The organism is Variovorax sp. Varisp41 (genome assembly GCF_047325085.1).
In the GTDB taxonomy this organism is placed as follows: domain Bacteria; phylum Pseudomonadota; class Gammaproteobacteria; order Burkholderiales; family Burkholderiaceae_C; genus Variovorax.
Genome location: NZ_CP168541.1, coordinates 154,424 through 179,609 on the forward strand (window position 1 = coordinate 154,424; position 25,186 = coordinate 179,609).

Annotated in this window: 27 protein-coding genes; 17 read left to right on the forward strand and 10 right to left on the reverse strand. The window is 68.9% G+C overall.

Going from position 1 to position 25,186, the window contains the following annotated elements; all coding sequences use genetic code 11:
• Positions 1-99: 99 nt before the first annotated feature.
• The 3 genes from ACEN9J_RS31890 to ACEN9J_RS31900 are packed head-to-tail and all read left to right on the forward strand — an operon-like array spanning position 100 to position 2,559.
• Entirely contained in the window at positions 100-888 is a 789-nt protein-coding gene (locus ACEN9J_RS31890; RefSeq protein WP_057590079.1) for an aldolase, read from the forward strand.
• Positions 889-907: 19 nt separating this feature from the next.
• Positions 908-1,813, forward strand: a complete 906-nt coding sequence (locus tag ACEN9J_RS31895; protein WP_413765276.1) for an amino acid ABC transporter substrate-binding protein — start codon at positions 908-910, stop codon at positions 1,811-1,813.
• Between the two features lie 14 nt (positions 1,814-1,827).
• Entirely contained in the window at positions 1,828-2,559 is a 732-nt protein-coding gene (locus tag ACEN9J_RS31900; RefSeq protein WP_057590077.1) for an aspartate/glutamate racemase family protein, read from the forward strand.
• Positions 2,560-2,669: 110 nt separating this feature from the next.
• Here ACEN9J_RS31900 and ACEN9J_RS31905 read toward each other — a convergent pair whose 3' ends face one another.
• The 4 genes from ACEN9J_RS31905 to ACEN9J_RS31920 all read right to left on the reverse strand — a co-directional run bounded on the left by ACEN9J_RS31905 (position 2,670) and on the right by ACEN9J_RS31920 (position 6,438).
• Positions 2,670-3,140 carry a helix-turn-helix domain-containing protein gene (locus tag ACEN9J_RS31905; RefSeq protein ID WP_413765277.1) on the reverse strand — a complete coding sequence of 157 codons (471 nt, stop codon included), beginning with the start codon at positions 3,138-3,140 and terminating at the stop codon, positions 2,670-2,672.
• A gap of 86 nt (positions 3,141-3,226) precedes the next feature.
• On the reverse strand, positions 3,227-4,684 hold the full coding sequence (locus tag ACEN9J_RS31910) for a catalase (RefSeq protein WP_057590075.1): 1,458 nt from the start codon (positions 4,682-4,684) through the stop codon (positions 3,227-3,229).
• 163 nt (positions 4,685-4,847) lie between these two features.
• On the reverse strand, positions 4,848-5,414 hold the full coding sequence (locus ACEN9J_RS31915) for an NADPH-dependent FMN reductase (protein ID WP_057590074.1): 567 nt from the start codon (positions 5,412-5,414) through the stop codon (positions 4,848-4,850).
• Positions 5,415-5,457: 43 nt separating this feature from the next.
• A complete protein-coding gene (locus ACEN9J_RS31920) occupies positions 5,458-6,438 on the reverse strand; it encodes a Bug family tripartite tricarboxylate transporter substrate binding protein (RefSeq protein WP_413765278.1) in 981 nt (326 codons plus the stop codon).
• A gap of 190 nt (positions 6,439-6,628) precedes the next feature.
• Here ACEN9J_RS31920 and ACEN9J_RS31925 point away from each other — a divergent pair, with 190 nt between their 5' ends.
• The gene (locus ACEN9J_RS31925; protein WP_413765279.1) at positions 6,629-7,612 is read left to right on the forward strand and encodes a helix-turn-helix domain-containing protein; all 984 of its coding nucleotides are present in this window, start codon (positions 6,629-6,631) and stop codon (positions 7,610-7,612) included.
• Between the two features lie 9 nt (positions 7,613-7,621).
• Here the strand turns inward: ACEN9J_RS31925 and ACEN9J_RS31930 are convergent, their stop codons facing one another.
• Positions 7,622-8,644: a tyrosine-type recombinase/integrase gene (locus ACEN9J_RS31930; RefSeq protein WP_057590072.1), complete on the reverse strand. Its 1,023-nt coding sequence runs from the start codon at positions 8,642-8,644 to the stop codon at positions 7,622-7,624.
• A gap of 299 nt (positions 8,645-8,943) precedes the next feature.
• Here ACEN9J_RS31930 and ACEN9J_RS31935 point away from each other — a divergent pair, with 299 nt between their 5' ends.
• The 5 genes from ACEN9J_RS31935 (at position 8,944) to ACEN9J_RS31955 (ending at position 11,450) form a co-directional block, all read left to right on the forward strand.
• Positions 8,944-9,570 carry a hypothetical protein gene (locus tag ACEN9J_RS31935; protein ID WP_057590071.1) on the forward strand — a complete coding sequence of 209 codons (627 nt, stop codon included), beginning with the start codon at positions 8,944-8,946 and terminating at the stop codon, positions 9,568-9,570.
• A gap of 196 nt (positions 9,571-9,766) precedes the next feature.
• The gene (locus ACEN9J_RS31940) at positions 9,767-10,090 is read left to right on the forward strand and encodes a hypothetical protein (protein ID WP_261214587.1); all 324 of its coding nucleotides are present in this window, start codon (positions 9,767-9,769) and stop codon (positions 10,088-10,090) included.
• A 5-nt stretch (positions 10,091-10,095) separates the two neighbouring features.
• Positions 10,096-10,341, forward strand: coding sequence for a hypothetical protein (locus tag ACEN9J_RS31945; RefSeq protein ID WP_261214585.1), 246 nt, complete (start codon positions 10,096-10,098; stop codon positions 10,339-10,341).
• Between the two features lie 90 nt (positions 10,342-10,431).
• Positions 10,432-10,779 (forward strand): type II toxin-antitoxin system Phd/YefM family antitoxin, encoded by a 348-nt coding sequence (locus tag ACEN9J_RS31950; RefSeq protein WP_261214584.1) that lies wholly within the window; start codon positions 10,432-10,434, stop codon positions 10,777-10,779.
• The gene (locus ACEN9J_RS31955) at positions 10,779-11,450 is read left to right on the forward strand and encodes an AAA family ATPase (RefSeq protein ID WP_261214582.1); all 672 of its coding nucleotides are present in this window, start codon (positions 10,779-10,781) and stop codon (positions 11,448-11,450) included. The genes ACEN9J_RS31950 and ACEN9J_RS31955 overlap by 1 nt, the downstream gene beginning before the upstream one ends.
• Position 11,451: 1 nt before the next feature.
• Here the strand turns inward: ACEN9J_RS31955 and ACEN9J_RS31960 are convergent, their stop codons facing one another.
• Together ACEN9J_RS31960 and ACEN9J_RS31965 are read right to left on the reverse strand one after the other, a co-directional pair.
• On the reverse strand, positions 11,452-12,462 hold the full coding sequence (locus tag ACEN9J_RS31960; protein ID WP_261214581.1) for a transketolase family protein: 1,011 nt from the start codon (positions 12,460-12,462) through the stop codon (positions 11,452-11,454).
• 16 nt (positions 12,463-12,478) lie between these two features.
• On the reverse strand, positions 12,479-13,345 hold the full coding sequence (locus ACEN9J_RS31965; RefSeq protein WP_261214579.1) for a transketolase: 867 nt from the start codon (positions 13,343-13,345) through the stop codon (positions 12,479-12,481).
• Between the two features lie 233 nt (positions 13,346-13,578).
• Between ACEN9J_RS31965 and ACEN9J_RS31970 the strand changes: the two genes are divergently transcribed.
• The 8 genes from ACEN9J_RS31970 to ACEN9J_RS32005 are packed head-to-tail and all read left to right on the forward strand — an operon-like array spanning position 13,579 to position 21,689.
• Entirely contained in the window at positions 13,579-14,649 is a 1,071-nt protein-coding gene (locus ACEN9J_RS31970) for an ABC transporter substrate-binding protein (RefSeq protein WP_413765280.1), read from the forward strand.
• 11 nt (positions 14,650-14,660) lie between these two features.
• Positions 14,661-15,944, forward strand: a complete 1,284-nt coding sequence (locus ACEN9J_RS31975; RefSeq protein ID WP_413765281.1) for an ABC transporter permease — start codon at positions 14,661-14,663, stop codon at positions 15,942-15,944.
• A 19-nt stretch (positions 15,945-15,963) separates the two neighbouring features.
• Complete coding sequence (locus tag ACEN9J_RS31980; protein ID WP_057590063.1) at positions 15,964-16,794, forward strand: ABC transporter permease; 831 nt, start codon at positions 15,964-15,966, stop codon at positions 16,792-16,794.
• Positions 16,791-17,726: an aminotransferase class IV gene (locus tag ACEN9J_RS31985; RefSeq protein ID WP_057590062.1), complete on the forward strand. Its 936-nt coding sequence runs from the start codon at positions 16,791-16,793 to the stop codon at positions 17,724-17,726. Before ACEN9J_RS31980 ends, ACEN9J_RS31985 begins: the two co-directional genes overlap by 4 nt.
• Entirely contained in the window at positions 17,723-18,475 is a 753-nt protein-coding gene (locus ACEN9J_RS31990; protein ID WP_057590061.1) for an SDR family NAD(P)-dependent oxidoreductase, read from the forward strand. Before ACEN9J_RS31985 ends, ACEN9J_RS31990 begins: the two co-directional genes overlap by 4 nt.
• 32 nt (positions 18,476-18,507) lie before the next feature.
• A complete protein-coding gene (locus ACEN9J_RS31995) occupies positions 18,508-19,545 on the forward strand; it encodes a histone deacetylase family protein (protein ID WP_057590060.1) in 1,038 nt (345 codons plus the stop codon).
• 45 nt (positions 19,546-19,590) lie between these two features.
• Positions 19,591-20,634 carry an ABC transporter substrate-binding protein gene (locus ACEN9J_RS32000; RefSeq protein WP_057590059.1) on the forward strand — a complete coding sequence of 348 codons (1,044 nt, stop codon included), beginning with the start codon at positions 19,591-19,593 and terminating at the stop codon, positions 20,632-20,634.
• An 11-nt stretch (positions 20,635-20,645) separates the two neighbouring features.
• The gene (locus tag ACEN9J_RS32005) at positions 20,646-21,689 is read left to right on the forward strand and encodes a histone deacetylase family protein (protein WP_413765282.1); all 1,044 of its coding nucleotides are present in this window, start codon (positions 20,646-20,648) and stop codon (positions 21,687-21,689) included.
• 13 nt (positions 21,690-21,702) lie between these two features.
• On the opposite strand, the gene ACEN9J_RS32010 is transcribed toward ACEN9J_RS32005, so the two are convergent.
• Genes ACEN9J_RS32010 through ACEN9J_RS32020 form a run of 3 tightly spaced genes read right to left on the reverse strand, consistent with a single transcriptional unit; the run spans position 21,703 to position 24,923 of the window.
• Positions 21,703-22,398, reverse strand: coding sequence for a GntR family transcriptional regulator (locus ACEN9J_RS32010; RefSeq protein WP_261214560.1), 696 nt, complete (start codon positions 22,396-22,398; stop codon positions 21,703-21,705).
• Between the two features lie 9 nt (positions 22,399-22,407).
• Entirely contained in the window at positions 22,408-23,496 is a 1,089-nt protein-coding gene (locus ACEN9J_RS32015; RefSeq protein ID WP_057590057.1) for an ABC transporter ATP-binding protein, read from the reverse strand.
• Positions 23,493-24,923, reverse strand: coding sequence for an aminotransferase (locus tag ACEN9J_RS32020; protein WP_261214556.1), 1,431 nt, complete (start codon positions 24,921-24,923; stop codon positions 23,493-23,495). The genes ACEN9J_RS32015 and ACEN9J_RS32020 overlap by 4 nt, the downstream gene beginning before the upstream one ends.
• Between the last annotated feature and the right edge of the window lie 263 nt (positions 24,924-25,186).

The window sequence follows — 25,186 nt, forward strand, 5'->3', positions numbered from 1 at the left end:
CGGGCCCCGGATCGGAGACTTCGATGCATGGAAGACAGACGGGGCCGCCGATCATGGCGCACGCCGGAAGTCGATGGCAACAACCGGCATCGGGAACCTATGGCGCATTCATTGGCGGTGGACGACACCGCACGACACGAGATCGATCCAGGCCTGTTCGACACGCCCGAGGTGCGGCAGGCCTGCGTCGACCTCGCCGCCTGCTTTCGCATGGCTGCGAGGCTCGGCATGGAAGAGGGCATCTGCAACCACTTCTCGGCGGTGGTGCCGGGCTTCGACCACTGCTTCATCGTCAATCCCTTCGGACTGGCCTTCGAGGAGATTCGCGCTTCCGACCTGATCATCTGCGACTTCGACGGCCGCGTGCTCAAGGGCGACCGGCCGCCCGAGATCACCGCGTACTACATCCATGCGCGGGTGCACAGGAGCCTGCCGCGCGCCCGTGTCGCGTTCCACACGCACATGCCGTACGCGACCAGCCTCGCGATGGTCGAGGGACAGCCGCTGCAATGGGCCGGGCAGACCGCGCTCAAGTTCTACGGACGCACGGCAGTCGACGACTTCAACGGCCTCGCGCTCGATGCGATGGAAGGCGACCGCATCGCGGCCGCGATCGGCGATGCCGACGTGGTGTTCATGCGCAACCACGGCGTGATGGTGGTCGGCGCGACCATCGCCGAGGCCTGGAACGACCTGTACTACCTCGAGCGCGCCTGCGAGGTGCAGGTGCTGGCCGAGTCCACCGGCCGCAAGCTCAGTCCCGTGCCACCGGCACTGGCCGCGACCACCTATGCGCAGATGCGCAGCGGCGGCAACGAGAGCGCGGTCCAGCATCTCGCGAGCATCAAGCGCCGCCTGCTCAAGACCGACTCCGATTACCTGCTCTGAACGTCACCCCGTACCTCACATGAAATCCCGTCTCCCGCACTTCGCCCTCGCCGCCCTCGCAATCGCCAGCCTGGGCGCGAACGCCGCCGAACTGACCGGCCGCCTCAAAACCATCAAGGAGCGCAACAGCATCACCGTGGCCTACCGCGAGTCCTCGATCCCGTTCTCCTACCTCGGCGGCAACGGGCAGCCCATCGGCTATGCGCAGGACATCTGCCAAAGAATCGTCGAGGACATCAAGACCGCCATCGGCAGCCCGGACCTCGTGGTGAAGCGCCAGGCCGTGACCTCGCAGAACCGCATCCCGCTGATCCAGAACGGCACCATCGACCTCGAGTGCGGCACGACGGTCAACAACCCCGAGCGGCAGGCGCTGGTGAGCTTCAGCACCACCTACTTCGTGGTGGGCACCAAGTTCGTTTCGCGCAAGGCCGACAAGCTCGCCACGCTGCAGGACCTCAAGGGCAAGACCGTCGTGGCGACCACGGGGTCGAACACCGTGATGCGCCTGCGCGGCATCGACCGCAAGGAAAGCCTGAACCTCAACCTGATCCAGGCGAAGGATTTCTCGGACAGCATGCTGACCTTCACCTCGGGCCGTGCCGATGCCTTCTTCGAGGACGACATCAACCTGGTCGGGCAGATCTCGTTCTCGCTCAATCCGGCCGATTTCGCCTTGAGCACCGACACCCTGAGCCGCGATCCCTACGCGGTCATGCTGCCCCGCGGCGAGCCCGAGTTCAAGGCCGTGGCCGACAAGGCCATCGCGCGGCTGTTCGCCAGCGGCGAGATCAAGGCGCTCTACGACAAGTGGTTCCAGTCGCCGATTCCGCCGCGCGGCGTGAACCTGCATTTCCCGATGAGCGATGCACTGGCCAAGGTGATCGCGAAGCCGACGGATTCGTCGAATCCCTCGGACTATTGAGCAAAGGGATTCGCATGCCCGGCACCCGCAAGGTCGGCATCCTGGGCGGCATGGGACCCGCGGCCGGCGCGGATTTTTTGCGGCTCTTCGTCGGCGCCTGCGAGGCGCGGCTGCGGGCCAGCGGCAGTCCCGTGTCCGACCAGGCCTTTCCCGAACACTGGCTCGCGCAGCTGCCGGTGCCCGACCGCACCCTGGCGCTGCTCGAAGACGGCCCTTCGCCCTTCGAAGGAATGACGAGCGGCATCGAGGGCCTGCGCAGCCACGGCGTCGCGAGCATCGCGATCGCGTGCAACACCGCGCATGCGTGGCACGCGAAGCTGCAGCGCTCGCATCCCGACGTGGAGCTGCTGCACATCGTTGACGAGACGGCGAAGTACCTCGCGGCCCAACGTATCGAAGCGGTGTGCCTGCTCGCGACCCAGGGCACCTACAGCCTGGGCTTCTACCAGGCGGCGTTGGCGCAGCGCGGCATCGCCTGCCATCTGCCGACGGAGCCGGAGAGAGAGCAGGTCATGCGCGGCATTCGCGATGGCGTGAAGGCCGGGGATCTCGGGCTCGCGACGCGGCTGTTTTCCGAGGTGGCGCGGCGGATGGTCGAGCGGCATGGGTGCGACAGCCTGCTGCTGGCTTGTACGGAGATACCGCTGGCGCTGCATGGTGTGCCGGGGCATGCGGGGGCGCGATTGGTGGATCCGGCGGAGGTGTTGGCGAGGGCGTTGGCGGGACGGGCCTATGCGGTGGTTTGAGGCTGAGCTACGTCGATTGAAGCCTCTATGACTGGTCCTTGGTTCTCTTGTTTTTTTGGTCCGCGACGAGAGTGCCTTTGCCGCGTTGATGGCGCAGCAAAGCGAAACACTCAAACGAGCCATGGCTTCTTGCACAGCGCACGAGCCAGCTTTTTCAGCAGCGCCCGCTCCCGTGCATCGAGCGCCGACGCATCGACATGGCGCCAGTTGCGTTCGTAAGTGCCCCAAGCCTCCTCGGGCGTAAGTTCGGTGTCGGGCGCCAATTGCCAGCCAAGACGTCGCAACTGCGGATAGTCGGCGACTCGTATGCCGCCGGGGACGGGCACGGGAGCCGCGGCCCGCGTCGATGCGATCACATCGACGTCGAGCCCCAGCGCCGCGATGGCATTCATGTAGGCACCCATGGTGACCGAGGGCTCGCCGCGTTCGATGCGGTGCAGCGTCATGCGAGAGATGCCCGCGGCCTCTGCCGCTGTGGTAGCGCTGATCTTCAACGCCTTGCGGCGCTCATGGATGCGCCGGCCGAACGCCGTGAGGCGATGGTCGGACGTGGGAGCGATGGGAGGGGCTGCGGCGGGCATATGTGTATCTCATCGTAGACAAAATTCGAAATTTGTCTGAAACGAGATACGGGTCGGGCCCATAGCCCGACCCGCACCCGCCAATATCAGAGCCCCAACGCCTTCGCCACCCCCGCCCCATACGCCGGATCGGCCTTGCTGCAGTTGTCGATGTGCCGCCGCTTGATGAACTCCGGCGCATCGCCCATCGCGCGTGCCGTGTTGTCGAACAGCGCCTGCTGCTGCTCGGGCTTCATCAGGCGGAACAGGTCGCCGGGCTGCTTGTAGTAGTCGGCGTCGTCCTCGCGAAAATTCCAGAAGTCGGCGTCGCCGCGCAGCTTGAGCGGCGGCTCGCGGTAGTCGGGCTGTTCCTGCCATTGGCCGAAGCTGTTGGGCTCGTAGTGCAGGGTGCCGCCGTAGTTGCCGTCCACGCGCATGGTGCCGTCGCGGTGATTGCTATGCACCGGGCAGCGCGCGGCGTTGACCGGGATCTGGTGGTGGTTGACGCCGAGGCGGTAGCGCTGCGCGTCGGAATACGCGAACAGGCGCGCCTGCAGCATCTTGTCGGGCGACACGCTGATGCCGGGCACGAGGTTGTTGGGCGCGAAGGCGCTCTGCTCGACGTCGGCGAAGAAGTTCTCGGGGTTGCGGTTGAGCTCCATCACGCCGACCTCGATCAGCGGATAGTCCTTCTTGGGCCAGACCTTGGTGAGGTCGAAGGGGTGGTAGGGCACCTTCTCTGCATCGGCCTCGGGCATGACCTGCACGTAGAGGGTCCACTTGGGGAAGTCGCCGCGACCGATCGAATCGAACAGGTCGCGCTGGTGGCTCTCGCGGTCGCCGCCGACGAGCGCGGAGGCTTCGGCGTCGGTGAGGTTCTTGATGCCCTGCTGCGTCTTGAAGTGGAACTTGACCCAGAAGCGCTCGTTGGCCGTGTTGACGAAGCTGTAGGTGTGCGAGCCGAAGCCGTGCATGTGGCGGTAGCTGGAGGGAATGCCGCGGTCGCTCATCACGATGGTGACCTGGTGCAGCGCCTCGGGCAGCGAGGTCCAGAAGTCCCAGTTGTTGGTGGCGCTGCGCATGTTGGTCTTGGGATCGCGCTTCACGGCCTTGTTGAGGTCGGGGAACTTGCGCGGATCGCGCAGGAAGAACACGGGTGTGTTGTTGCCCACCAGGTCCCAGTTGCCTTCCTCGGTATAGAACTTCAGCGCGAAGCCGCGGATGTCGCGCTCGGCATCGGCCGCGCCGCGTTCGCCGGCCACGGTGGTGAAGCGCGCGAACATCTCGGTCTTCTTGCCGACGGCGCTGAACAGCTTGGCGCGCGTGTACTTGGTGATGTCGTGCGTGACGGTGAAGGTGCCGAAGGCGCCGGAGCCCTTGGCGTGCATGCGGCGCTCGGGAATGATCTCGCGGTTGAGGTTGGCGAGCTTCTCGATCAGCCAGACGTCCTGCATCAGCAGCGGGCCGCGCGGGCCGGCCGTGAGGCTGTTCTGGTTGTCGACCACGGGCGCGCCGAAGGCGGTGGTCAGGGGGGTCTTGTTCTGGGGATCGGATGGGTTGCTCATGGGGCGTCCTCTCGTCGTGGGTTGAAAGCGGGTCCACTCTACGAGCATCCGATGACCTTTCCAAACGACCTCCGTGGGGGGACGGGGGATACGATGGAATGATGCGGCGAGGCGCGGAATGGAGTAGGCAATCGGTCCGGCCCTCCGCGCGCCATCGCCGGCCCTAGCCGCGCATTCGTTCGACCGCGTCGATCCAGCGCACGAAGGCCGCCATCTGGTCGGTGACGAACTTGCGCGTGGTGTCGTCGGTGCAGCGGCCGCTCTCGGCATCGAACTTGGTGGGCGCGTGGCCGATGAAGACCTCGGGCTTGACCAGCGGCATGGCGTTGAGGAAGAGCATGACCTTGCGCAGCTCGTACTGCACGCGCGCGCCGCCCAGCGGGCCGGGCGCGGCGCTGACGATCGCCACCGGCTTGGCGTTGAAGGGCTGGTCCTCGCCGCGGCTGAGCCAGTCGATGAGGTTCTTGAGCCCGCCGGGAATGCTGAAGTTGTACTCGGGCGTGGCGATCAGCACGCCGTCGGCGGCGCGGATGCGCTCGCGCAGCGCGGCCACAGGCGCCGGCAGGCCGCGCGCGTAGTCGTCGGCATCGAAGACCGGCACCTCGCGCCATTCGAGCAGGGTGAGGGAGGCGCCCTCGGGCAGGACCTCGCGCGCGAGCTGGACCACGTGGCGGTTCACGGAGGCGGCGCGCAGGCTGCCGCAGAGGGCGACGATGTCGCGGGTTGTCATTCGGAATCCTTGGAGCGTTGGAACGGGGAAGGGATGAGCGGGCTCACTCGAGCGTGATGTTGTTGTCCTTGACGACCTTGACCCAGCGCTTCGACTCGGTGCCGACCAATTGGGTGAAGTCCGCTGGAGAGCCGCCGACGGGGATCAGCCCGAACTCGCCGAGGTAGCGCCGGTATTCGTCGGATTCGGCGATGCGGCGCGACAGGCTGGCAAGCAGGTCGACGATGGGCTGCGGCGTGCCCTTGACCGCGAACACGCCATGCCACGAGTCGCCCTCGAAGCCCGGGAAGGCCTCGGCCACGGTCGGCACCTGCGGCAGCGACTCGAGCCGGTGCGTGCTCGACACGGCCAGCGGCCGGACCTTGCCGGCCTTGATGTAGGGCAGCACGTCGGCAATGGGCGAGAACGCGGTGCTGACGCGGCCGCCGAGCACGTCGGTCAGGCCGCCGTCGCGGTAGGGCACGTGGTTGAGCGCGAGGCCGGCGCTGTTGGCGAAGTAGGCCATCGACATGTGCGGCACCGTGCCCACGCCGTACGAGGCGTAGCTGACCTCGCCGGGGCGGGCCTTCGCGTCCTTGATCAGGTCGGCGAGCGTCTTGTAGGGCGACTGCACCGGCACCGAGACCACCAGCGGGATCGACAGCATGCGCGTCACCGGCACCAGGTCCTGCGGCTGGTAGGGCAGCTTCTTGTAGACGAAGGGGTTGATGGTGAGCGTGCCGCTCGCGGTGTAGAGCAAGGTGTAGCCGTCGGCGGGCGCGGTGGTGACGGCCTGCGTGCCGACGATGGTGGAGGCGCCGGCGCGGTTGTCGATCACCACGGGCTGCTGCAGCTGCTTGGAGATGCGGTCGCCCCAGTAGCGCGCCATCACGTCGGGTGCGGTGCCGGCGGGAAACGGCACCACCACGCGGATCGGCTTGCTCGGGTACTTGTCCTGCGCCTGGGCGCAGACGAAGGTGGCGAGGCCGAGGACCAGCGTCCAGGCGGCGCGTTGGAAGAAGAAGGGACGGATCGCGGTCGGCATGGTGGTCTCCGGTGCGCCGGACTTGGGTGCCGGCTGGTTGAAGCGCGGGGTGCGCACGGTGCCAGCGAATCTAGGTGTTCCATCGCGCGCAATGAAGCGCCCCCGGCGGAAAGCTTTGTTCCGCCTGCAGGAAAACTCGGGTGCGGGAGTATCCTCGGCGCCTCTTCGAACCCGCCCACGGACTCAAGCGATGGACACGCCGTTCAGCCTGCCTTCCGCCTATCGCCTCGCCTCGACCCGCCGCTGGGGCCGCACCCAGGGCCTGACGGTGACGCCGACCGGCGCGGCGCGCGGGCGGCGCGAGTTCCTGTGTTTCCGGCCCGGCTTCTATCTGTCGCTGGGCCATGTCACGCACCTGGAAGAGAGCCGCGAGGTCTACCGCAGCGGCGACTTCATCAAGCTGCATTTTCGCCTCGAGGGCGAGAGCCGGGTCGGCCAGCCTGGCCGCATGGGCGCGGAGACGGTGAGCGCGATGAGCGTGAGCACCCTGCTGCAGCCGCCCGGGGCGGCCAAGGAGGAGTTCTTCGCGAGCGAGGTGCGCGAGCGCTCGGTCACGCTGTGCTGTTCGCGCGATTTCCTGTCGGAGGAACTGGGGCTGCTCGAGCTGCCGCTGGACGGGCCCTTCGGCGCCTTCATGCAGGCGCGGCCCGATCGTTTCGAGCTGCTGCGTTTTCCGCTGAGCACGGCGCAGCACGGGATCGCCGATGCGCTGCTCGACGATGGATCGGGCGATCGCTTTCGAGGGCTCTATGCCGAGGCCAAGGCCTTCGAGCTGCTGCATGGTTTCCTGACGCGCGGTTTCGGCGATGCACCGGTCGATGGCGCCACGGCCGCGGCGCGCGAGCGGCTGGCGCCGCTCAAGGACCACATCGACGCGCACCTCGGCGAGGTGTTCGACCTGCGCGGGCTGGCGCGCCGGTTCGGATTCAGCGAGAGCGGTCTCGCGCGCGGTTTTCGGCGGGCGCACGGCAGCTCGTTGTTCGAGTACGTGACGAAGGCGCGACTGGCACGGGCCAGGGTCCTGCTCGAACAAGGGCGCCAGAGCGTGACCGAGATCGCGCTCGACGTGGGTTACGGCCATGCCGCGAACTTCAGCACCGCGTTCAAGCGGCACTTCGGGCTGAGCCCGCAGGCGGCGCGGCAGGCTGCGCGCTCGGGCCGCGGCGGGCACTGACGCGCCGGCTCAGACCACGTCGGCCGGGGCGATCAGCACCCGCGTGTACTTGTTCATCGCCTCGACCTCGAGGCCGAGCCAGCGCGCGACCTGTTCCACCGACGTGCCGCGGCGAAGCTGGCGCAGCGCGAAGGTGTGCCGCAAGCGGAACGAACCGCCTTCTGCGCTGTCGAGCCCGGCCTGCGCGAGTAACTCGCGGGCGCAGCGGTATTGCGATTCCTTGCCCCAGGGCTTGCCGGTACGCGTCGAGGGAAAGAGCTGCTCGCCCGGGATGCCCAGTTCGGCGCGGACCTGCAGCCAGTGCTTGAGCAGTTCGGCGGCCCAGGGCGCGATCGGCGTTTCGCGCGGCGGCAGGTTGCCGTTGCCGGGCACGGCGATCTTCCAAGGGCGGTCGGCCACGCGGCCGCCCGCGATGGTGGGTGCGTCGAGCGCCAGCGCGCGCACGTCGCCCGGGGCGAGGCCGGCACCGAGCTGCAATCCGACGGCCGCGTGGTTGCGCAACTGCTGCCAGGTCAGCGGCTGGCCGCGGCCTTCCGACGAAGCGCCCGGGCGCGGGCGCGCGCGCGAGAGAAACAGGATCAGGTGCTTGGCCTCGGACGCCGACAGGAACTCGGGCGGTGGATCGGCACTGGCCGCTTCGGCATAGCGGATCTCGGGATGGGCCAGCAGCCAGTCGGCCGCCGCCGTGCTGGGCGGCAGGTCGTGCATGGCGCAGCGATGGCGCAGCACATGGTCGATCAGGCGCACCAGCCGCAGCGCATGGCGCGGCGAGAGCGACAGGTCGCTGCTCTTGATGCCGTAGCGCGCGGCCTTGAAGGCGTCGAGGTCGGCGGGTGAGAGGGACTCCAGCGTCACCCGCGGCGACTGGCCCAGGCACCACGAGGTGAAGCCGTTCCACATGTCGCGGTAGACCGCCATCGACGAGGCCTCTCGCAGGGTGCCCGCGGCGCTGCGCGCCGCAAGCCATTCCTCGAAAGCCGATTCATGGGGGGTGCCGACGGGGTCGGTATCGAAGAGGGAAGGCGTGACCATGGAAATACGCTAACGGCCTGCGTTTGGGTTTTGAGGAACGGCCTTGGACTTGATGAGCAATTTAGCTCCCTGAAATCCAATTACGGCCGTTAGTTTATTTATAGGGATGGAATCCTGCAGCAACAAGACATCCGGCGCGAGCGCTTTCGCGACCTGTATTTCCGAATTGCCGCGATCCGATGGTTGGACCCACTGTTTTCGGTTGGCAACTTATCGGGCAGCCGTTTTCAAGAATCGCCGTGGGCTGCCGAGGCCCCCGCTGACAGGTCAGGGGCCCGGCACACGGCAATTTCCGCTGCATGCTGAGCCTGAACACCCTGTCACCCATGCTGGCCGCCTCGCGCCCCATCGATCTGCGCGAGGAGGGCTGGGTCTACGAGCAGCGATTGAGTGGCTGCCGCCTCCTGGCGCAGACGCGAACGCCCACGCGCTCGGGCAAGGTGCAACTGCAGACGCGCGATGGGTCGGACGCGACGGGTTGGTTTCCCGAGGTGGTGGAGAGTCTGGCCCAGTTGAAGGAAGGCCCCTGCATCCTCGATGGGGTGGCCTGCGTGCTCGACGACAAGGGCCGCTGCGACGGCGAAGGACTGAGCGAGCGCGCGAGGCGGCGCGGGTGGTATCGCGGTGCCCGGCCCGTGTTCTATTTCGTCTTCGATCTGTTAATGGCGCAGGGCGCGGACGTCACCGGCGAACCGCTGTCGCAGCGCAAGCAAAGGCTCTCGCGACTGCTCGGGACGCCCCTGCTCAATGTGATCCCGGTCCATCACTACGAGCGTTCCGAAGCCATGGCCCTGCTGCGCCAGGGAAGGAACCAGGAGGATTTCGCGGGCTTGATGGCCAAGTGGAGAACGAGCGTCTATCGCCCCGGTGTTCGTTCGGCCGATTGGGTGGCGCTCAATGCGCGGGAATCGCACGCGGGCCTCTAGCGAGGTGTTTGCGCGGAACCAGTCCGGGCTTTCGCGAGTCGCATCCGGCGATCGGCGGGCCACCGGCTTGCGTGTGTCGGCATCTTTTCCGACAGGCGCGTCGAGGGCCGCTGACTACGCTCGTCGGCAGTTCCCGGGTGATACCGGGTGTTCCGATTCCAGCCAGCCTGTTCCTGTGTCACGCGACATGTCCTCGATGCCTCTGCCTCCGTCCCTCCATCCGTTCTTTCTCCGGAAACAGCCGAAGGCGCCCGCATCGGGCGGCACCGGGCGCGATGCGCTGTCGCATTCGGAGCGGCATCAGGACTGGGAATTCCACTACAGCCTCGCACCGGTGCCCGCGCGCGCCACCTTCTCGGGCACCGCGCAGATCCATCGCCAGGGCGAGCGCCATTGCGAACTGCCGATCTTCGAGCCGCAGTGCAATACGCTGGCATCGATCGACCTCTTGCGCGAGCAGTGCCTGGCGTGGATCGAGAGCCGCTCGGCGGCCGCGGGTCCGCCACCTCCCGCCAACTGAAGCGCATGGACTGGATCTCCTGGCTGCAGTGGCCCGCCTTCGTTGCCTCGGTGGGCGCCTCCTGGCTGGTGGCATCGAATGCGAAGGACAGGCGCAACGCGGGGTTCTGGGTCTTCCTCGCGAGCAATGTGCTGTGGGGCATCTGGGGCGTGTATTCGAGCGCCTGGGCGCTGATCGCGCTCCAGGTCTGCCTGGCCGTCATGAACCTGCGCGGTCTCGGCAAGACCAAGGAGGCCTCCTCGCAGAACTGAGCGGCAACGGACTTGGCGCGGAAAACAGCCTCATCGGTCAAAAATAGCCAATAGGGCTAAAATGGCCAGATTCCTCCCTCGGAGAAGTCCATGGCTGCCCTCTGGCCCCCGCTCGATCAATTGCCGCGTCAGAACGCTTCGCAGGTCAAGAACCGCTGGGGCGAGGTCGTGCGTCAGGTGCGCCAGTCGGGCAGCGTGGCAATCACCCACCACGCCAATGTCGAGATGGTGCTGCTCGACGCGGCCACCTACGAGCAACTGACCACCGACCTGCAGGCCCTGCGCTCGCGCGAGGCCAACGTGCTCGAGGAACTCGGCGCGCGCTTCGACGCGCGGCTGGCGGTGCTGCAACAAGAGGACAGCGCTGGCAAGCTCGACAGCCTGTTCGAAGCGCGCGGCAAGCAGCGCCAGCGTCCGCGGGCCGGCGAAAGCTTCTGATGGGCGCCGCCGCGGCACGGCGGCCGTTCATCTTCGTGCTGGCCGGCGTCAATGGCGCCGGCAAGAGCTCGGTCGGCGGCGCGATGCTGGCCGAGCACGGCCTTGACTGGTACAACCCCGACCGCTTCGCGCGCGAGCTGGTGGCCGCGCTGGGCATCGACATCGCCGATGCCAACGGCCGAGCCTGGGAACACGGCCGCGCGCGGCTCGAGGCCGCCATCGAGAGCGGCCGCAACTTCGCCTTCGAGACCACGCTCGGCGCCCGCACCATCCCCGACCTGCTGGCGCGCGCCGCGCGCAGCCATGACGTCTCGATGATCTTCTGCGGCCTGGCCTCGCCCGAGCTGCATCTGCGCCGCGTGCGCGCACGCGTGCTGCGCGGCGGCCACGACATCCCCGAAGCGAAGATCCGCGAGCGCTGGACCGCCTCGCGTGCCAACCTGATCCGGCTGCTGCCGAATCTCGCGCGGCTGCAGGTGTTCGACAACAGCGCCGAGGCTGCGCCGGGCGAGGAGATCGACGATCCCGTGCTGGTGCTCGAAGTCATCGGTGGCCGGGTCACGCATCCGGCGCCCGAGGACACCGCGGCGCTGGCCGCCACGCCCGCGTGGGCGCGAGCCATCGTGCAGGCGGCGATCGAGCGCGCTCGGTCGCCGGACGGCACCGCCTGATTCAGGCAGGCACAGCGCCGGGCCGAACCGTCTCGCCCGCGATCGCGCGCCGCGCGACATGGGCCACGCCCTCGGCATCCAGCAGGTAGTGGCGGTACAGGTGCGTGGGCGGCGCGATCAGGCTGTACTCGTCGTGGATGCCGTGCCGCACGAGCCGCACCGACCCGCCGACATCCGACAGCACCTCCGCCACCGCGGCACCGAGGCCACCGAGCACGTTGTGCTCTTCCACCGTCATCAAGAGCTTCGACCGGCCGGCCGCCTCGAGCACCGCCGCGCGGTCCAGCGGCTTCACCGTGGCCATGTCGAGCACGCCGACCGACAGCCCCTCGGCGCGCAGCGCCTTGGCCGCCTCGAGCGCGGAGTGGACCGGCATGCCGCAGGCCATGATCGTGAGATCGGTGCCCTGGCCGTGCGCGATCGCTTTGCCGATGCGGAAATCGATGCCGCTCGCATAGATCTCCGGATCGCGGCCGCGCCCGATCCGGAAATAGATCGGCTCGGGCCAGTCGACCGAAGCCTTGATCGCGGCCTTCAGCTGGTGGCCGTCCGCGGGCGAGATGATCGTGAGCCCGGCGATCGAGCGCATCGTGCCGATGTCCTCGGTCGCATGGTGCGAGGTGCCGTAGAAGCCGAGCGAAATGCCCGTGTGGTGGCCGATCAGCCGCACCGGCAGCGCGCTGTAGGCCACGTCCATGCGGATCTGCTCGCAGCACAGCAGGCCGAGGAAGGAAGCAAAGGTCGCCACGAAGGGCATCTGGCCCGTGGTCGCGAGGCCGGCCGCGGCCGACACCATGTTCTGTTCCGAGATGCCGAACTGGATGTAGCGCTCGGGAAAGGCAGCCGCGAACTTGTTGAGGCCGTTCGAATACTGCAGGTCGGCCGAGCCGGCCACGACCGGATGGCCGGCCTCGGCGAGTTCGATCAGGGCGTCCGAGAGCATGCTCAATCCGGGCGTGGTGGCGTTGAGCGAGCGGTACTGCCAGCTTTCGGGGGAAAGGGGTTGGGACATCGGGTGGGCCTCGTGGTCAGATTTCGGTTTGCATGATTTCTTCGATCGCGCGCGCGGCGTCGTCGGGCGACAGGTAGCCCAGGTGCCAGCCGGGCTCGGTCTCCATGTACGACACGCCCTTGCCCTTCACCGTGTGGGCGATCACGCAGGCCGGCCGCTCGCGCCGCGCGTCCTGCTTGAGGCGGCGCAGCAGTTGCGTGAGGGCCGAGAGGTCGTGCCCGTCGACCTCGTGCGTCTCCCAGCCGAAGGCGCGCCACTTGTCGGCCAGCCCCTCGATGCCGATCACGTCGTCGACGCGACCGTCGAGCTGGAAGCCGTTGCGGTCGACGATGGCGATGAGCTTCGAGAGCCGGTAGTGGGCCGCGAACATCGCCGCCTCCCAGACCTGGCCCTCCTGCATCTCGCCGTCGCCGAGCATCACGAAGGTGTCGAAGCCGCGCTTCGCGATGCGCCCGCCGAAGGCCATGCCGGCACCGGCCGACAGCGCATGGCCGATCGAGCCCGAGCTGAAGTCGATGCCCGGCACCTTGCGCATGTCGGGGTGGTCGCCCAGCGGATTGCCCAGGCGGGTGTAGCCGTCGAGCGTGGCGCGGTCGATGTAGCCGTACTCCGCGAGGATCGGGAACAGGCCCACGGCCGCATGGCCCTTGCCCATGAGGAAGCGGTCGCGATCGGGCCAGCGGGGCTCGTTGGCGCGGATGTCCATCACGTCGTAGTAGAGCGAGGCGAACAGCTCGGCGGCGGAGAACACCGAGCTGTAGTGGCCGACCTTGGCGATCTCGATCAGCCGGATCGTTTCGAGGCGGATGAAGCGGGCCTTCTCGCGCAGGCGTTTCAGTTCGTCGGCGGACGGGGCGGGCGGTGATTCGGACGGGAATGGCATATCGGTTGCGTGGCTAAGAGGGTGAAAGAAGCCCGCGCGCATGGGCATGCGCCGCGGGCGGGCGTGGGGTTCGGGAGCGTCGTGCCGGGCCTGCGTCCTCCATCGGGTTTTCCATCAACGGGTCGGGCGAAAAAAGACTTGTCTCGCTCGAAATCAACATATAGGATATATCCTACATCACCGATCGGGACCTGCAAAGTCCGATTTCCCACCCACTGTCCAGAAGGTCGTCCATGACAGTCGTATCCGCGCGCTCCCGCTGTCGCGCAGGCATTTCCAAACTCGCCGCGCTGCTCGCGCTGGCCGCTGCCGCCACCGCGTCGATGGCGGCCGATCTCACGGTCGTCGGCTTCGGCGGCGCCTTGCAGGAAGCGTTTCGCAGCGCCTACTTCGAGCCGTTCAGGAAGCAGGGCGGCATCGCGCTGGTCGAGGACAGCTACCCCGGCGGCTATGCGCGGCAGAAGGCCATGGTCGAGACCGGCAACGTGACCTGGGACCTGGTGCAGATGGACGAGAACGAGATGGCCTCGGCCTGCGAGCAGGGCCTGCTCGAGCCCATCGACCGCAAGCAGTTCGCGAAGGCGCAGGACATCAACCCCGCGGCCTTCGCCAGGTGCGGCGTGGGCGCCTTCGTCTGGTCGAAGGTGCTGGCCTACGACGGCCGCAAGTTCGGCGACAACGGGCCGCGCACCTGGGCCGAGTTCTGGGACACCCGGCGCTGGCCCGGCAAGCGCGGCCTGCGCAAGCAGCCGCGCATGACGCTGGAGATCGCGCTGCTCGCGGACGGCGTGCCCGCCGCCGATGTCTACAAGGTGCTCGCCACCAGGGCCGGCCAGGACCGCGCCTTCGCCAAGCTCGAGCAGTTGCGGCCTTCCATCGTCTGGTGGGAATCGGGCGCCCAGCCGCTCGAATGGCTCGAGAGCGGCACGCTGGCCGCCACCGCCGCCTACAGCGGACGCATCGCCTCGGCCAACCAGCAGGGCAAGCAGTTCCGCTTCAGCTGGGACGGCCAGCTCTACAGCATGGATTACTGGACCATCGTGAAGGGCAGCCCGCACCGCCAGCAGGCCTACGCGCTGCTCGACTCGATGTTCGACGCGCAGCGTCAGGTCGCCTTCGCGCAGGCCATTCCCTACGGCGTGACCAGCACCCGCGCCGCTGCCGCGATGCCCGAGGGGCTGCGCCCGCTGCTGCCGACCTCGCCGCAGAACCTGCGCAACGCGCTGCTGCTCGACACCGCCTTCTGGGTCGACCACGAGGAAGAGCTGCTGCAGCGCTTCACGCGCTGGGTGTCGCAACGTTGAGGCCCGCGACGATGTCCACCGGTTCCTCCGCCGCCTCGCTCGCCGTTCCCGCCCTGCCGGCGGGTGCCGGCGCGGCCCTCAGGCGCTCGACCCACCGCGCAGGCCGGCGCCAGCGGCTGGTGTCGCTGCTGCTGGTCGCGCCGCTGCTGCTCTACGGCGCCGTCTTCTTCCTGCTGCCGCTGGCGATGATGGTCCATCGCGCCATCGACAACCCCGAGGTGCGCGAGGCGCTGCCGCGCACCGCGCAGGTCCTGGCCGACTGGCAGCCCGCGGCCGCTTCGCTGCCCGGCGACCCCGCCTTCGCCGCGCTGGCCGCCGACATGGCGCAGGCCCAGGGCACGCGCGCCGTCGGCGAGCTCGGCCGTCGCATGAACTACGAGATCAGCGGCTACCGCACGCTCGTGATGAAGACCGCGCGCCGCGCCGGCACCGACGCGCCCGCCGCACCCGATGCCAGGGCCTGGCTGCTCGAGGTCGATCCGCGCTGGGGCGAGTCGGCCTACTGGAGCGCGCTGCGCCGCGCCGCCACGCCCTACACCGGGCGCTACCTGCTGGCCGCGCTCGACATGGCGGAGAACGACGAGGGCCGCATCGTGCGCGCCGAGCCCGACCAGCGCATCTACCTCGACATCCTCTGGCGCACGCTCTCGATCGCGGGCGCGGTCACGCTGGCCTGCCTGCTGCTCGGCTATCCGCTCGCGGCACTGCTCGTGAAGGCACCGAAGCCTATCGCCTTCGCGATCATGCTGGCGGTGCTGCTGCCCTTCTGGACCTCGCTGCTCGCGCGCACCACGGCCTGGATCGTGGTGCTGCAGGAGAACGGGCTGGTCAATGCGCTGCTGCAGGCCATCGGTGCCGTGAACCAGCCGCTCGCGCTGATCTTCAATGCCACCGGCCTCTACATCGTGATGGTGCACATCCTGCTGCCCTTCGCCGTGCTGCCGATCTACAACAGCCTCAAGGGCATTCCGCCGCACCTGATGCGCGCCTCGTCCTCGCTCGGCGCGCACCCGGTGCGCGGCTTCCTGCACGTCTACCTGCCGCTGAGCCTGCCGGGCGTGGCGGCCGGCGGCCTGCTGACCTTCATCGTGGCCGCGGGCTATTACATCACGCCCTCGCTGGTCGGCAGCGCGCGCGAGCAGATGCTCGGCTACTTCGTCGCCTTCTACGCCAACAACACCGTCAACTGGGGCATGGCCTCGGCGCTCGGCCTGATGCTGCTGGCCTGCGTGATGGCGGTGTACCTGGTGGCGGCTTCCACGCTCGGCGTGAAGCAGCTCGCGGGCATCAAGTGAAAGACGGGAACCCCTTCGCATGACCCACCGCCAATTCGCCCGCGCCGCCGGCGCCGTGCACTACCTGTACGGCGCGCTGATGGTGTGCTTCCTGCTGCTGCCGCTGCTCGCCATGACGCCGATCTCGCTGAGCGCCGGCTCCTTCCTGTCCTACCCGCTGCCGGGCTTCTCGACCCAGTGGTACCAGCGCGTGTTCTCGCCCGGCCCCTGGCTCGATTCGCTGCGCAACAGCCTCGTGGTCGGCGTGTGCTCGACCTTGATCGCCACCGTGCTCGGCACGCTCGCGGCCTTCGCCTTCGCGCGGCGCAACCTGCCGGCGCGGCGCACGCTGCTGGGCTTCCTGATGGCGCCGATGATCGTGCCGCCCGTGATCACCGGCCTGGGCATGTACTTCCTGTTCTCGCGCATCGGGCTCACGGCCTCGCTGCCGGGGCTGGTCATCGCGCACGCGGTGCTGTCGACTCCCTTCGTCGTCATCACGGTCACGGCCACGCTGCAGCAGTTCGACATGGGCTTGCTGCGCGCCGCCTACAGCCTGGGCGCCTCGCCCGTGCGCGCCTTCTTCACCGTGGTGGTGCCGATCGTCATGTCGGGCATCGTCTCGGGCGCGCTGTTCGCGTTCATCACCTCGTTCGACGAGGTCGTGGTCGCCATCTTCATCGGCGGTCCGGGTCAGCGCACGCTGCCGCGCCAGATGTTCGACGGCATCCGCGACACCATCGACCCCTCGATCATCGCCATGTCGACCTTCCTGATGGTCGTCGCGGCGGTGGCACTCACGCTGTCGGCCTGGCTGAGCCAGCGCTCGGCCCCCGTTCAACGCCCCCAGGACCCCGGAAGCTCCACATGAACCCAGACTTCTCCGCCGGCGTCGCCCACGTCGACGGCCAGTACGTCGCGCTGCGCGACGCCCGCATCCCCCTCGTCGACCGCGGCTTCGTGCGCTCCGACGCCACCTACGACGTGGCCCACGTCTGGCAAGGCCGCTTCTTCCGGCTCGACGACCACATCGACCGCTTCCTGTGGTCGATGGGCGAGCTGCGCATGAGCCTGCCGCTCTCGAAGAAGGAGATGCGCCACATCCTCGAGCAATGCGTGGCGCTCAGCGGCCTGCGCGACGCCTACGTGCAGATGACCTGCACGCGCGGCGTGCCGCCGCCGGGCTCGCGCGATCCGCGCGAATGCCAGAACCGCTTCTATGCCTTCTCGCAGCCCTTCGTGTGGATCGGCACGCCGGCGCAACAACGCACGGGGCTCGCGATGGTGATCAGCCAGGTGCAGCGCATCGCGAGCGCGGCGATCGACACGCGCGTGAAGAACTTCCACTGGCTCGACCTGACCATGGGCATCTTCGAAGCCTACGACCGCGGCGCGCTGGTCGCGGCGCTGCCCGATGCGCAAGGCAACGTGACCGAGGGCGCGGGCTTCAACATCTTCGGCGCCAAGGACGGCGCGCTGTTCACGCCGCGGCGCAACGTGTTCGAGGGCATGACGCGGCGCACCGTGATCGAGCTCGCGCGCCAGCTCGGCATCGGCTGCGAACTGGCCGACATCCCCGTGCAGCGGCTGCGCGAGGCCGACGAGATCTTCATCACCAGCACCGCCGGCGGCGTGATGCCCGTGACCCGGCTCGACGGCGCCAGCGTGGGCAACGGCGAGGTCGGTCCGCTGACGCAGCAGCTGCAGCGCATGTACTGGCAGCGCGCGGCGGACGACCCGCGCAACACCCCCGTGCCCTACGAAAACGTGGCCGCCGCGCGCGGCGGCAAGGAGCTCGCATGATCGTCGTCACTGGAGGCACCCATGGCATCGGCGCGGCCATCGTCGCGCAACTGGCCGGCCATGGCGAGCAGGTGCTGTTCACCGGCCGCGACACCGCGGCCGGCGAGGCGCTGGCGCAGCACACCGGCGCCCATTTCGCGGCCGCGGATGCGTCCGACCCCGCGGCCGTCGCCGAAGTCGTCGCGCGCGCCGAGGCGCTGGGCGGCGGGGTCATAGACGGGCTGGTCAACAACGCGGGCGCCGGTTCGCGCAGCGCCTTCCTCGAACTGGGCGTCGACGACTGGGACCGGCTGATGGCGGTCAACATGCGCTCGGTGTTCCTGTTCAGCCAGAAAGCGCTGCCGGCGCTGCAGAAGTCGCCGCGCGGCGCCGTCGTCAACGTGGCCTCGATCGCCGGCAAGGTCGGCGAGGAGGGGCTCGCGGCCTACTGCGCCTCGAAGGGCGGCGTGATCGCGCTCACGCAGGCGCTGGCGCTGGAGTTCGGCGAGCGCGTGCGTTTCAACGCGGTGTGCCCCGGCCAGATCGCCACGCGGATGATGGCGCGCGTGATCGCCGACGCCGACCGCCTGGCCGCGCTCACGCGGCGCATTCCCGCCGGCCGGCTCGGCGAGGCCGGCGAGGTGGCCGACACGGTCTGCTGGCTGCTCTCGGCGCAGGCCAGCTTCATCAACGGCGCGGTGCTCACGGTCGACGGCGGCGAAACCGCCGGCTACCGCACGCCGCCGCTGCCCGGCGCAGCGCGCGCCTGAACGCTCCTTCCTTCGACAGCAAGACACACGCAATGCTTCCCGTCCTCTACACCCCCATCCACCGCGAGCACGAGCCCTCGTTCTTCTTCGTCACCGGCCGCTTCACGCCCGCGCAGGAGCGCATCGACCGCGCGGAGCAGCTGCGCGACGCGGCCGTGCAGGCCGGCTGCGAACTCGTGACCGCCGCCGAGCATGGCCTGGGCCCGGTCGCCGACGTGCACACGCCCGACTACCTGTGCTTCCTGCAGGACGGCCATAGCCGCTGGTCCGAGATCCCGGGTGCCGCGCCCGAGATCGTGCCCAACGTGTTCGCGGTGCCGGGCCTGCAGCACGGCTATCCCGAGCGCGTGGTGGGCCAGGCCGGCTACCACATGCAGGACCTGGCCTCGCCGATCGGCCCGGGCACGGCCGCCGCGGCCTTCGCCTCGGCCAACCTCGCGGCCGACGCCGCGCAGCGCGTGCTGCAGGGCGCCAAGGCGGCCTACGCGATCTGCCGGCCGCCCGGCCACCATGCCTACCGCGAGCGGGGCGGCGGCGTCTGCTATCTCAACAATGCCGCGATCGCCGCGCAGCTGCTGCGCCGCCATGGGCGCCGCGTGGCCGTGATCGACATCGACGTGCACCACGGCAACGGCACGCAGGGCATCTTCTACGAGCGCTCCGACGTCTATTTCGTCTCGCTGCACCGCGACCCGGCGAACTACCACCCGTACTTCTGCGGTTACGCGCAGGAGCGCGGCGCCGGCGCGGGGCTGGGCTACAACCTGAACCTGCCGCTGCCGGCCGAGACCGGCGACGACGCCTACCTGGTGGCGCTCGAGCACGCCTGCCGCCGCCTCGCGGCCTACAGCCCCGACGCGCTGGTGATCTCGCTGGGCCTCGATGCGCACGAGCACGATCCGTTCAAGGGCCTCAAGGTCACGACCGAGGGTTTCCGCCGCATCGGCCAGCGCCTGGGCCGGCTCGGCATGCCGAGCGTGATGGTGCAGGAGGGCGGCTACGACTGCGACCACATCGGCGCCAACCTCGTGCACTTCCTCGACGGCTTCACGGGCGGCCTGCGCGCCTGAGCCCGTTTCTCTCTTTCCTCCCCGTTCCTTTCTCCCGGAGTTCCCATGAACCTTTCGCTTTCCCTGCGCGGCCTCGTCCTGGCCGGCCTCGCTTTCGCCGCCCCGTGGACCGTTGCGCGCGACCTGACCGTCGTGAGCGTCGGCGGCGCGCTGCAGGAGTCCTTCCGCAAGGCCTACTGGCAACCCTATGCCACCGCGAAGTCCGAGAAGCTGGTGGAGGACAGCAACGTGGTCGGCCTCACCAAGGTCAAGGCCATGGTCGAGTCGGGCAACGTGATCTGGGACCTGGTGCAGATGGACGAGGAGGACGTGGTGGTCGGCTGCGACTCGGGCCTGCTCGAGAAGATCGACTGGGCCAGCGCGGCACCCGCCACGCGCGACCTGCCCAGGGAGCTGATGAATCCCTGCGGCGTGCCGGCCATGCTGTGGGCCAAGGTGCTCAGCTACGACAGCAAGCGGCTGCCCGACGGCCCCAAGTCGTGGGCCGACTTCTGGGACACCAAGCGCTGGCCCGGCAAGCGCGCGCTGCGCAAGCAGGCCAAGCAGACGCTAGAGATCGCGCTGATGGCCGACGGCGTGCCGGCCGCCGAGGTCTACAAGCTGCTGGCGACCAAGGCCGGCCAGGACCGCGCCTTCGCCAAGCTCGACCAGATCAAGAAGGACGTGCAGTGGTGGGAGGCCGGCGCGCAGCCTATCGAGTGGCTGGCCTCGGGGGCGGTGGTGATGGCCTCGGCCTACAACGGCCGCATCGATGCCGCGAACAAGGAAGGCCGTTCGCTGGCCATGGTGTGGAAGAACCAGGTCTACGGGCCGACCGACTGGGTGGTGGTGAAGGGCAGCCCGAACAAGGCCAAGGCGCTCGCGCTGATCGACTACATGAGCGCGCCGGCGCAGCAGAAGCTCTTTGCCGAGACCATTCCCTACGGCCCGGCCAATCCGAAGGCGCAGGCCCTGCTCTCGAAGGCCGTGCTCGACAAGCTGCCCAACGCGCCGCAGAACATCGACCAGCCGCTGCTGCAGAACACCGCCTTCTGGGCCGACCATCTCGACGAGCTGCAGCAGCGCTTCGCGAAGTGGGTGTCGAACTGAACGGCACTGCGATGGCGGCTGACGCCAGCGGGTTGCAGATCCTGCACACGCCGCTGCATGCCCTGCACCGCCCCGGGCTGCTGGGCGCGCGCGGCGGATGGCGCACCTCGCGCGACGTGTCCGAACGCGTCGACGCGATGCGCGCCGCGCTCGGCGAGGCGGGCTTCACGGTGCAGGACAGCACGGTCTCGCACGGACTGGCGCCGCTGGCGCGCGTGCACGATGCGCGCTATCTCGACTTCCTGGCCACCGCGCATGCCGAGTGGTCGGCGCTGCCGGGTGCTACGGCCGAGGTGCATGCCAACGTGTTCGCGATGCGGCGCCACGGCGGCGGCTATCCGCGCTCGGTCGAGGGCCGCGCGGCCTTCCACTTCCACGACCAGCTGGCCCCGATCGGGCCCACGACCTGGGAGGCGGCGCGCGCCCCCGCGGACCTGGCCGTCGAGGCCGCCGAGCGCGTGCTGCGCGGCGCGCGCTGCGCCTATGCGCTGTGCCGGCCGCCCGGCCACCATGCCTATGCCGACATGGCCGGCGGCGGCACCTACCTCAACAACGCGGCGATCGCCGCCGAGCATCTGCGGCAGCGCTTCGCGCGCGTCGCGGTACTCGATCTCGACGTGCACCATGGCAACGGCACGCAGGACATCTTCTGGCGCCGCGCCGACGTGCTCTTCGTCTCGCTGCATCGCGACCCGGTCGACTACCACCCGTTCTTCGCAGGCCATGCCGATGAGCGTGGCGAAGGGGAGGGCGAGGGCTACACGCTGAATCTGCCGCTGCCCGCGGGCACGGGCGACGCGGACTACCTGCTGCAGCTCTGGTCCGCGCTCGAGCGCATCGACCGCTTCGCGCCCCAGGCGCTGGTGGTGTCGCTGGGCCTCGACGCCCACGAGTCGGACCCGGCCGCGGGACTGCGGCTCACCGAGACGGGTTTCGCCGGCATGGGCCGGCAGGTGGCATCGCTGGAGTTGCCGACGGTGCTGGTGCAGGAAGGTGGCTACAACCCCGCCGTGGTCGGAGCGTCGCTGGTGGTGTTCCTCGACGCCTGGCGCTGAGCGCGCGGGCCGATCAGGCCTCGGCGGCCTCGAGGCTCTGCTCGTATTCCTTGAGGAAGCGCTCGATGCTCGGTCCGGCCGACATCAGGTCGGCCCGGATGGCCGTCACGGCGGCGGCCGGGTCGCGGCGCGCGAGCGCGTCGAGCAGCGCATCGTGCTGGCCGTAGCCCTGGTCGTACGAACCGTCGGACTTCTCGTAGAAGGCGCGCAGGATCGGGCCCATCGAGGCCCACATGTTCTCGATCATCGACAAGAGCCGCGGCAGGCCGCAGTGCTCGTAGACGCCGAAATGGAACTCGCGGTTGTAGCGCAGCTGGTTCTCGGGATGGTGCGCCGCCTCGGCCTGCGCGAACTTCTTGTTGATCCGCACCAGCTCCGCCACGTCCTTGCCGCTGACCTTGAGCGCGGCCTGCTCGACCGCCGCGCTCTCGAGCGCCACGCGCACCGTGCGGATCTCGATGTAGCGCTCCAGGCTCAGCGGCGGCACGATGATCTGCTTGGCCGTCTCCATCTCGAGCGCATGCTCGCTGACCAGCCGCAGCAGTGCCTCGCGCACCGGCGTGTCGCTGGTGCCGAACATCTGCGCCGCCTCGCTGATGCGGATCCGGTCGCTGGGCATGAAGCGCCCGGCGATCAGCGATTCGCGCATCTCCGAGTACACGCGCGCGGCGAGATTGGTCTTGTCGATGGGTTTGATCTTGGGTTTCACGGGTTCTTTTCAGGCGGGTCGCGCGAAAACGAGCATATCGCGGGATTGCCATCCCAGAGCGACGTCCGCGCCCACCACGGTATCGCTGGGCAGCGTGCCGTGGCCGAGCTTGGCCACGATCTGGTCGCCGTTGCGCAGCCGCGCGATCAGCCGCGTGTGGTCGCCCAGGTAGACCAGGTCGACCACCTCGGCGCTGACCTGCACGCCCTGGCCGTCGGCCAGCCGCACGCACTCGGGCCGCACCAGCGCGCAGCCCGCGCCCGCCGGATGCGCTGCCTGTCCCTGGCCGGTCTCGGGCAGCGGGATCCGCAGGCCGTCGCGCAACTGCAGCACGCCCGCGGCCTCGATCGTGCCGTCGAGCCGGTTGTTCTCGCCGATGAAGGTGGCGATGTAGTCGGTGGCGGGCGCGTCGTAGATGGTGCGCGGCGGCGCCAGCTGCTCGATGCGGCCGTCGTGGAAGACCGCGACCCGGTCGGACATCGTCAGGGCCTCGCCCTGGTCGTGCGTGACGTAGACCACCGTCACGCCCAGCTCGCGGTGGATCTGCTTGATCTCGTACTGCATGTGCTCGCGCAGGTTCTTGTCGAGCGCGCCGAGGGGCTCGTCCATCAGCACCAGCTCGGGGTCGAACACCAGCGCGCGCGCCAGCGCCACGCGCTGCTGCTGGCCGCCCGAGAGCTGGCCCGGCTTGCGCTCGGCCATGCCCGCGAGCCGCACCAGTTGCATCGCGCGATCGACCTTGTCGCGCAGCGCCTGCCCCGAGATGCCGCGCATCTTGAGCGGATAGGCCAGGTTCTGCGCCACGCTCATGTGGGGGAACAGGGCGTAGTTCTGGAACACCATGCCGATGCCGCGCTTGTGCGGCGGCACGTCCTGGATCGGCCGGCCATCCATGAGGATGCGCCCGCGCGTCGGGTTCTCGAAGCCCGCCAGCATCATCAGCGTGGTGGTCTTGCCCGAGCCCGAGGCGCCCAGCAGGGTGAGGAATTCGCCGCGGCGGATCGCCAGGTTCAGGTCGGGGATGACGAGGTGCTCGCCGTCGTAGCTCTTCTGGACGCCGATCAGCTCGATCAGCGGACGTTCGGCCGTGGTGTTCACGCTGCTTCCTTTCGCGCCGCGGCGGGTGTCTTCCAGGGATCGCGCGCGGCCACCGCGTCGAGCGCGGCGCCGAGGGTGCGCGCCATCCATTCGACCTGGGCCTCGTCGAGCACGTAGGGCGGGCTCAGCGCGATCACGTCGCCCATGTTGCGCACGATCAGGCCGCGCTCGCGCGTGGCCTGCTCGACCTGGGCGCCCACGCCCTGCGCGGGATCGAAGGCCTCGCGCGTGTCGCGGTTGCGCACCAGCTCGATGCCCGCGATGAAGCCCTTGCCGCGGATCTCGCCGACCAGCGGATGCGCGGCCAGCGGCGCCAGGCTCGCGTGCAGCCGCTCGCCGAGGCGGCGGGCATGGGCCGGCAGGTCCATCTGCTCGTAGATCGACAACGCCTCGAGTGCCACGGCCGCGCCCAGCGGATGGCCCGAGTAGGTGAAGCCGTGGCCGAAGCCGCCGGTGCGGCCGCTCTCGGCCTCGATGACCTCGTACACCCGCGGCGCCACCACCACGCAGGAGATCGGCGCGTAGCCGGCCGACAGCCCCTTGGCGCAGGCCATCATGTCGGGCTCGAAGCCGAAGGACTGCGCGCCGAACCATTCGCCGGTGCGGCCGAAGCCGCAGATGATCTCGTCGGACAGCATCAGGATGCCGTGGCGCCGCAGCACCGCCTGCACGCGCGGGAAGTAGCCCTCGGGCGGCACCAGCACGCCGCCGGCGCCGATGATCGGCTCGGCGATGAAGGCCGCGATGGTGCCGGCGCCCTCGCGCTCGATGGTGTGTTCCAGGTCGGCCACCAGCCGGTCGACGAAGGCCGCGTCGCTCTCGCCGGGCAGGGCGTGGCGGTAGGCGGAAGGGCATTCGAGCCGCACGATGCCGGGGATCGGCAGGCCGAAGGCGGCATGCATGTTCGGCAGGCCCGAGAGGCTCGCGCCCATCACCGTCGAGCCATGGAAGCCGCGCTGGCGCGCGAGGATCTTGCGGCGCGCCGGCTCGCCGCGCGCGATGTGGAAGTTCCAGGCCAGCTTGACCATGCTGTCGTTGGCCTCCGACCCCGAGGTGGCGAAGAACACGCGTGCATCGCGCATCGGCGCCAGCGCCGCGACCTTGGCCGCGAGCAGCGAGGCGACGTCGGTCGAGCGGTGATTGAAGGTGTGGTAGTAGGGCAGCCGGCGCATCTGGCGCAGCGCGGCGTCCACCAGCCGCGACTCGGAGAAACCCAGCGAGGCGCACCACAGGCCGGCCATGCCCTCGAGGTAGCGCTGGCCGTGCTCGTCGAACACATAGGCGCCTTCGCCGCGCACCATCACGAGCGGGCCGCGGCTGCGATGGGTCTGGAGGTTGGTCTGGGAATGCAGGTGGTGTGCCGTGTCGGCCTTGCCGACGGCGCTGTGGAGCGCCGTGTCCGGGGAGAGGGTTTCGATGTCGGTCATGGTCTGGGTTTGGATGCAGGATATATCCTATATGACGAATCGAAACGGTGCAAGCCGATGGCTGGCGGCGTGAAAATGCTGCTCGTCGAGGTGTTGCGGGCACGCGAGGGCCCATGCGCGGCGCTCCCGGGCCGAAGCCGACCGGGCGGAGGGAATACCAAAGGATGAAGGGATTCGGCGCTTGCGCCCTCAGCGGTGGAGGGCGTTCGTCAGGGAAAAGATGGCGCCAGGAACCTGCCAGACAAAGCTGTGCACCGCACAAA

Bases quoted from the DNA above. Each gene is read 5' to 3' on its own strand.
- ACEN9J_RS31895 (WP_413765276.1), top strand. From the start codon at position 908: ATGAAATCCCGTCTCCCGCACTTCGCCCTCGCCGCCCTCGCAATCGCC.
- ACEN9J_RS31945 (WP_261214585.1), top strand. From the start codon at position 10,096: ATGGACTGGATCTCCTGGCTGCAGTGGCCCGCCTTCGTTGCCTCGGTG.
- ACEN9J_RS31980 (WP_057590063.1), top strand. From the start codon at position 15,964: ATGACCCACCGCCAATTCGCCCGCGCCGCCGGCGCCGTGCACTACCTG.
- ACEN9J_RS31915 (WP_057590074.1), bottom strand. From the start codon at position 5,414: ATGACAACCCGCGACATCGTCGCCCTCTGCGGCAGCCTGCGCGCCGCC.
- ACEN9J_RS31970 (WP_413765280.1), top strand. From the start codon at position 13,579: ATGACAGTCGTATCCGCGCGCTCCCGCTGTCGCGCAGGCATTTCCAAA.
- ACEN9J_RS31995 (WP_057590060.1), top strand. From the start codon at position 18,508: ATGCTTCCCGTCCTCTACACCCCCATCCACCGCGAGCACGAGCCCTCG.
- ACEN9J_RS31985 (WP_057590062.1), top strand. From the start codon at position 16,791: ATGAACCCAGACTTCTCCGCCGGCGTCGCCCACGTCGACGGCCAGTAC.
- ACEN9J_RS31905 (WP_413765277.1), bottom strand. From the start codon at position 3,140: ATGCCCGCCGCAGCCCCTCCCATCGCTCCCACGTCCGACCATCGCCTC.
- ACEN9J_RS31940 (WP_261214587.1), top strand. From the start codon at position 9,767: ATGCCTCTGCCTCCGTCCCTCCATCCGTTCTTTCTCCGGAAACAGCCG.
- ACEN9J_RS31950 (WP_261214584.1), top strand. From the start codon at position 10,432: ATGGCTGCCCTCTGGCCCCCGCTCGATCAATTGCCGCGTCAGAACGCT.
- ACEN9J_RS31960 (WP_261214581.1), bottom strand. From the start codon at position 12,462: ATGTCCCAACCCCTTTCCCCCGAAAGCTGGCAGTACCGCTCGCTCAAC.
- ACEN9J_RS31965 (WP_261214579.1), bottom strand. From the start codon at position 13,345: ATGCCATTCCCGTCCGAATCACCGCCCGCCCCGTCCGCCGACGAACTG.
- ACEN9J_RS31900 (WP_057590077.1), top strand. From the start codon at position 1,828: ATGCCCGGCACCCGCAAGGTCGGCATCCTGGGCGGCATGGGACCCGCG.
- ACEN9J_RS31925 (WP_413765279.1), top strand. From the start codon at position 6,629: ATGGACACGCCGTTCAGCCTGCCTTCCGCCTATCGCCTCGCCTCGACC.
- ACEN9J_RS31910 (WP_057590075.1), bottom strand. From the start codon at position 4,684: ATGAGCAACCCATCCGATCCCCAGAACAAGACCCCCCTGACCACCGCC.
- ACEN9J_RS31990 (WP_057590061.1), top strand. From the start codon at position 17,723: ATGATCGTCGTCACTGGAGGCACCCATGGCATCGGCGCGGCCATCGTC.
- ACEN9J_RS31920 (WP_413765278.1), bottom strand. From the start codon at position 6,438: ATGCCGACCGCGATCCGTCCCTTCTTCTTCCAACGCGCCGCCTGGACG.
- ACEN9J_RS32000 (WP_057590059.1), top strand. From the start codon at position 19,591: ATGAACCTTTCGCTTTCCCTGCGCGGCCTCGTCCTGGCCGGCCTCGCT.
- ACEN9J_RS32005 (WP_413765282.1), top strand. From the start codon at position 20,646: ATGGCGGCTGACGCCAGCGGGTTGCAGATCCTGCACACGCCGCTGCAT.
- ACEN9J_RS31930 (WP_057590072.1), bottom strand. From the start codon at position 8,644: ATGGTCACGCCTTCCCTCTTCGATACCGACCCCGTCGGCACCCCCCAT.
- ACEN9J_RS31935 (WP_057590071.1), top strand. From the start codon at position 8,944: ATGCTGAGCCTGAACACCCTGTCACCCATGCTGGCCGCCTCGCGCCCC.
- ACEN9J_RS32020 (WP_261214556.1), bottom strand. From the start codon at position 24,923: ATGACCGACATCGAAACCCTCTCCCCGGACACGGCGCTCCACAGCGCC.
- ACEN9J_RS31975 (WP_413765281.1), top strand. From the start codon at position 14,661: ATGTCCACCGGTTCCTCCGCCGCCTCGCTCGCCGTTCCCGCCCTGCCG.
- ACEN9J_RS31890 (WP_057590079.1), top strand. From the start codon at position 100: ATGGCGCATTCATTGGCGGTGGACGACACCGCACGACACGAGATCGAT.
- ACEN9J_RS31955 (WP_261214582.1), top strand. From the start codon at position 10,779: ATGGGCGCCGCCGCGGCACGGCGGCCGTTCATCTTCGTGCTGGCCGGC.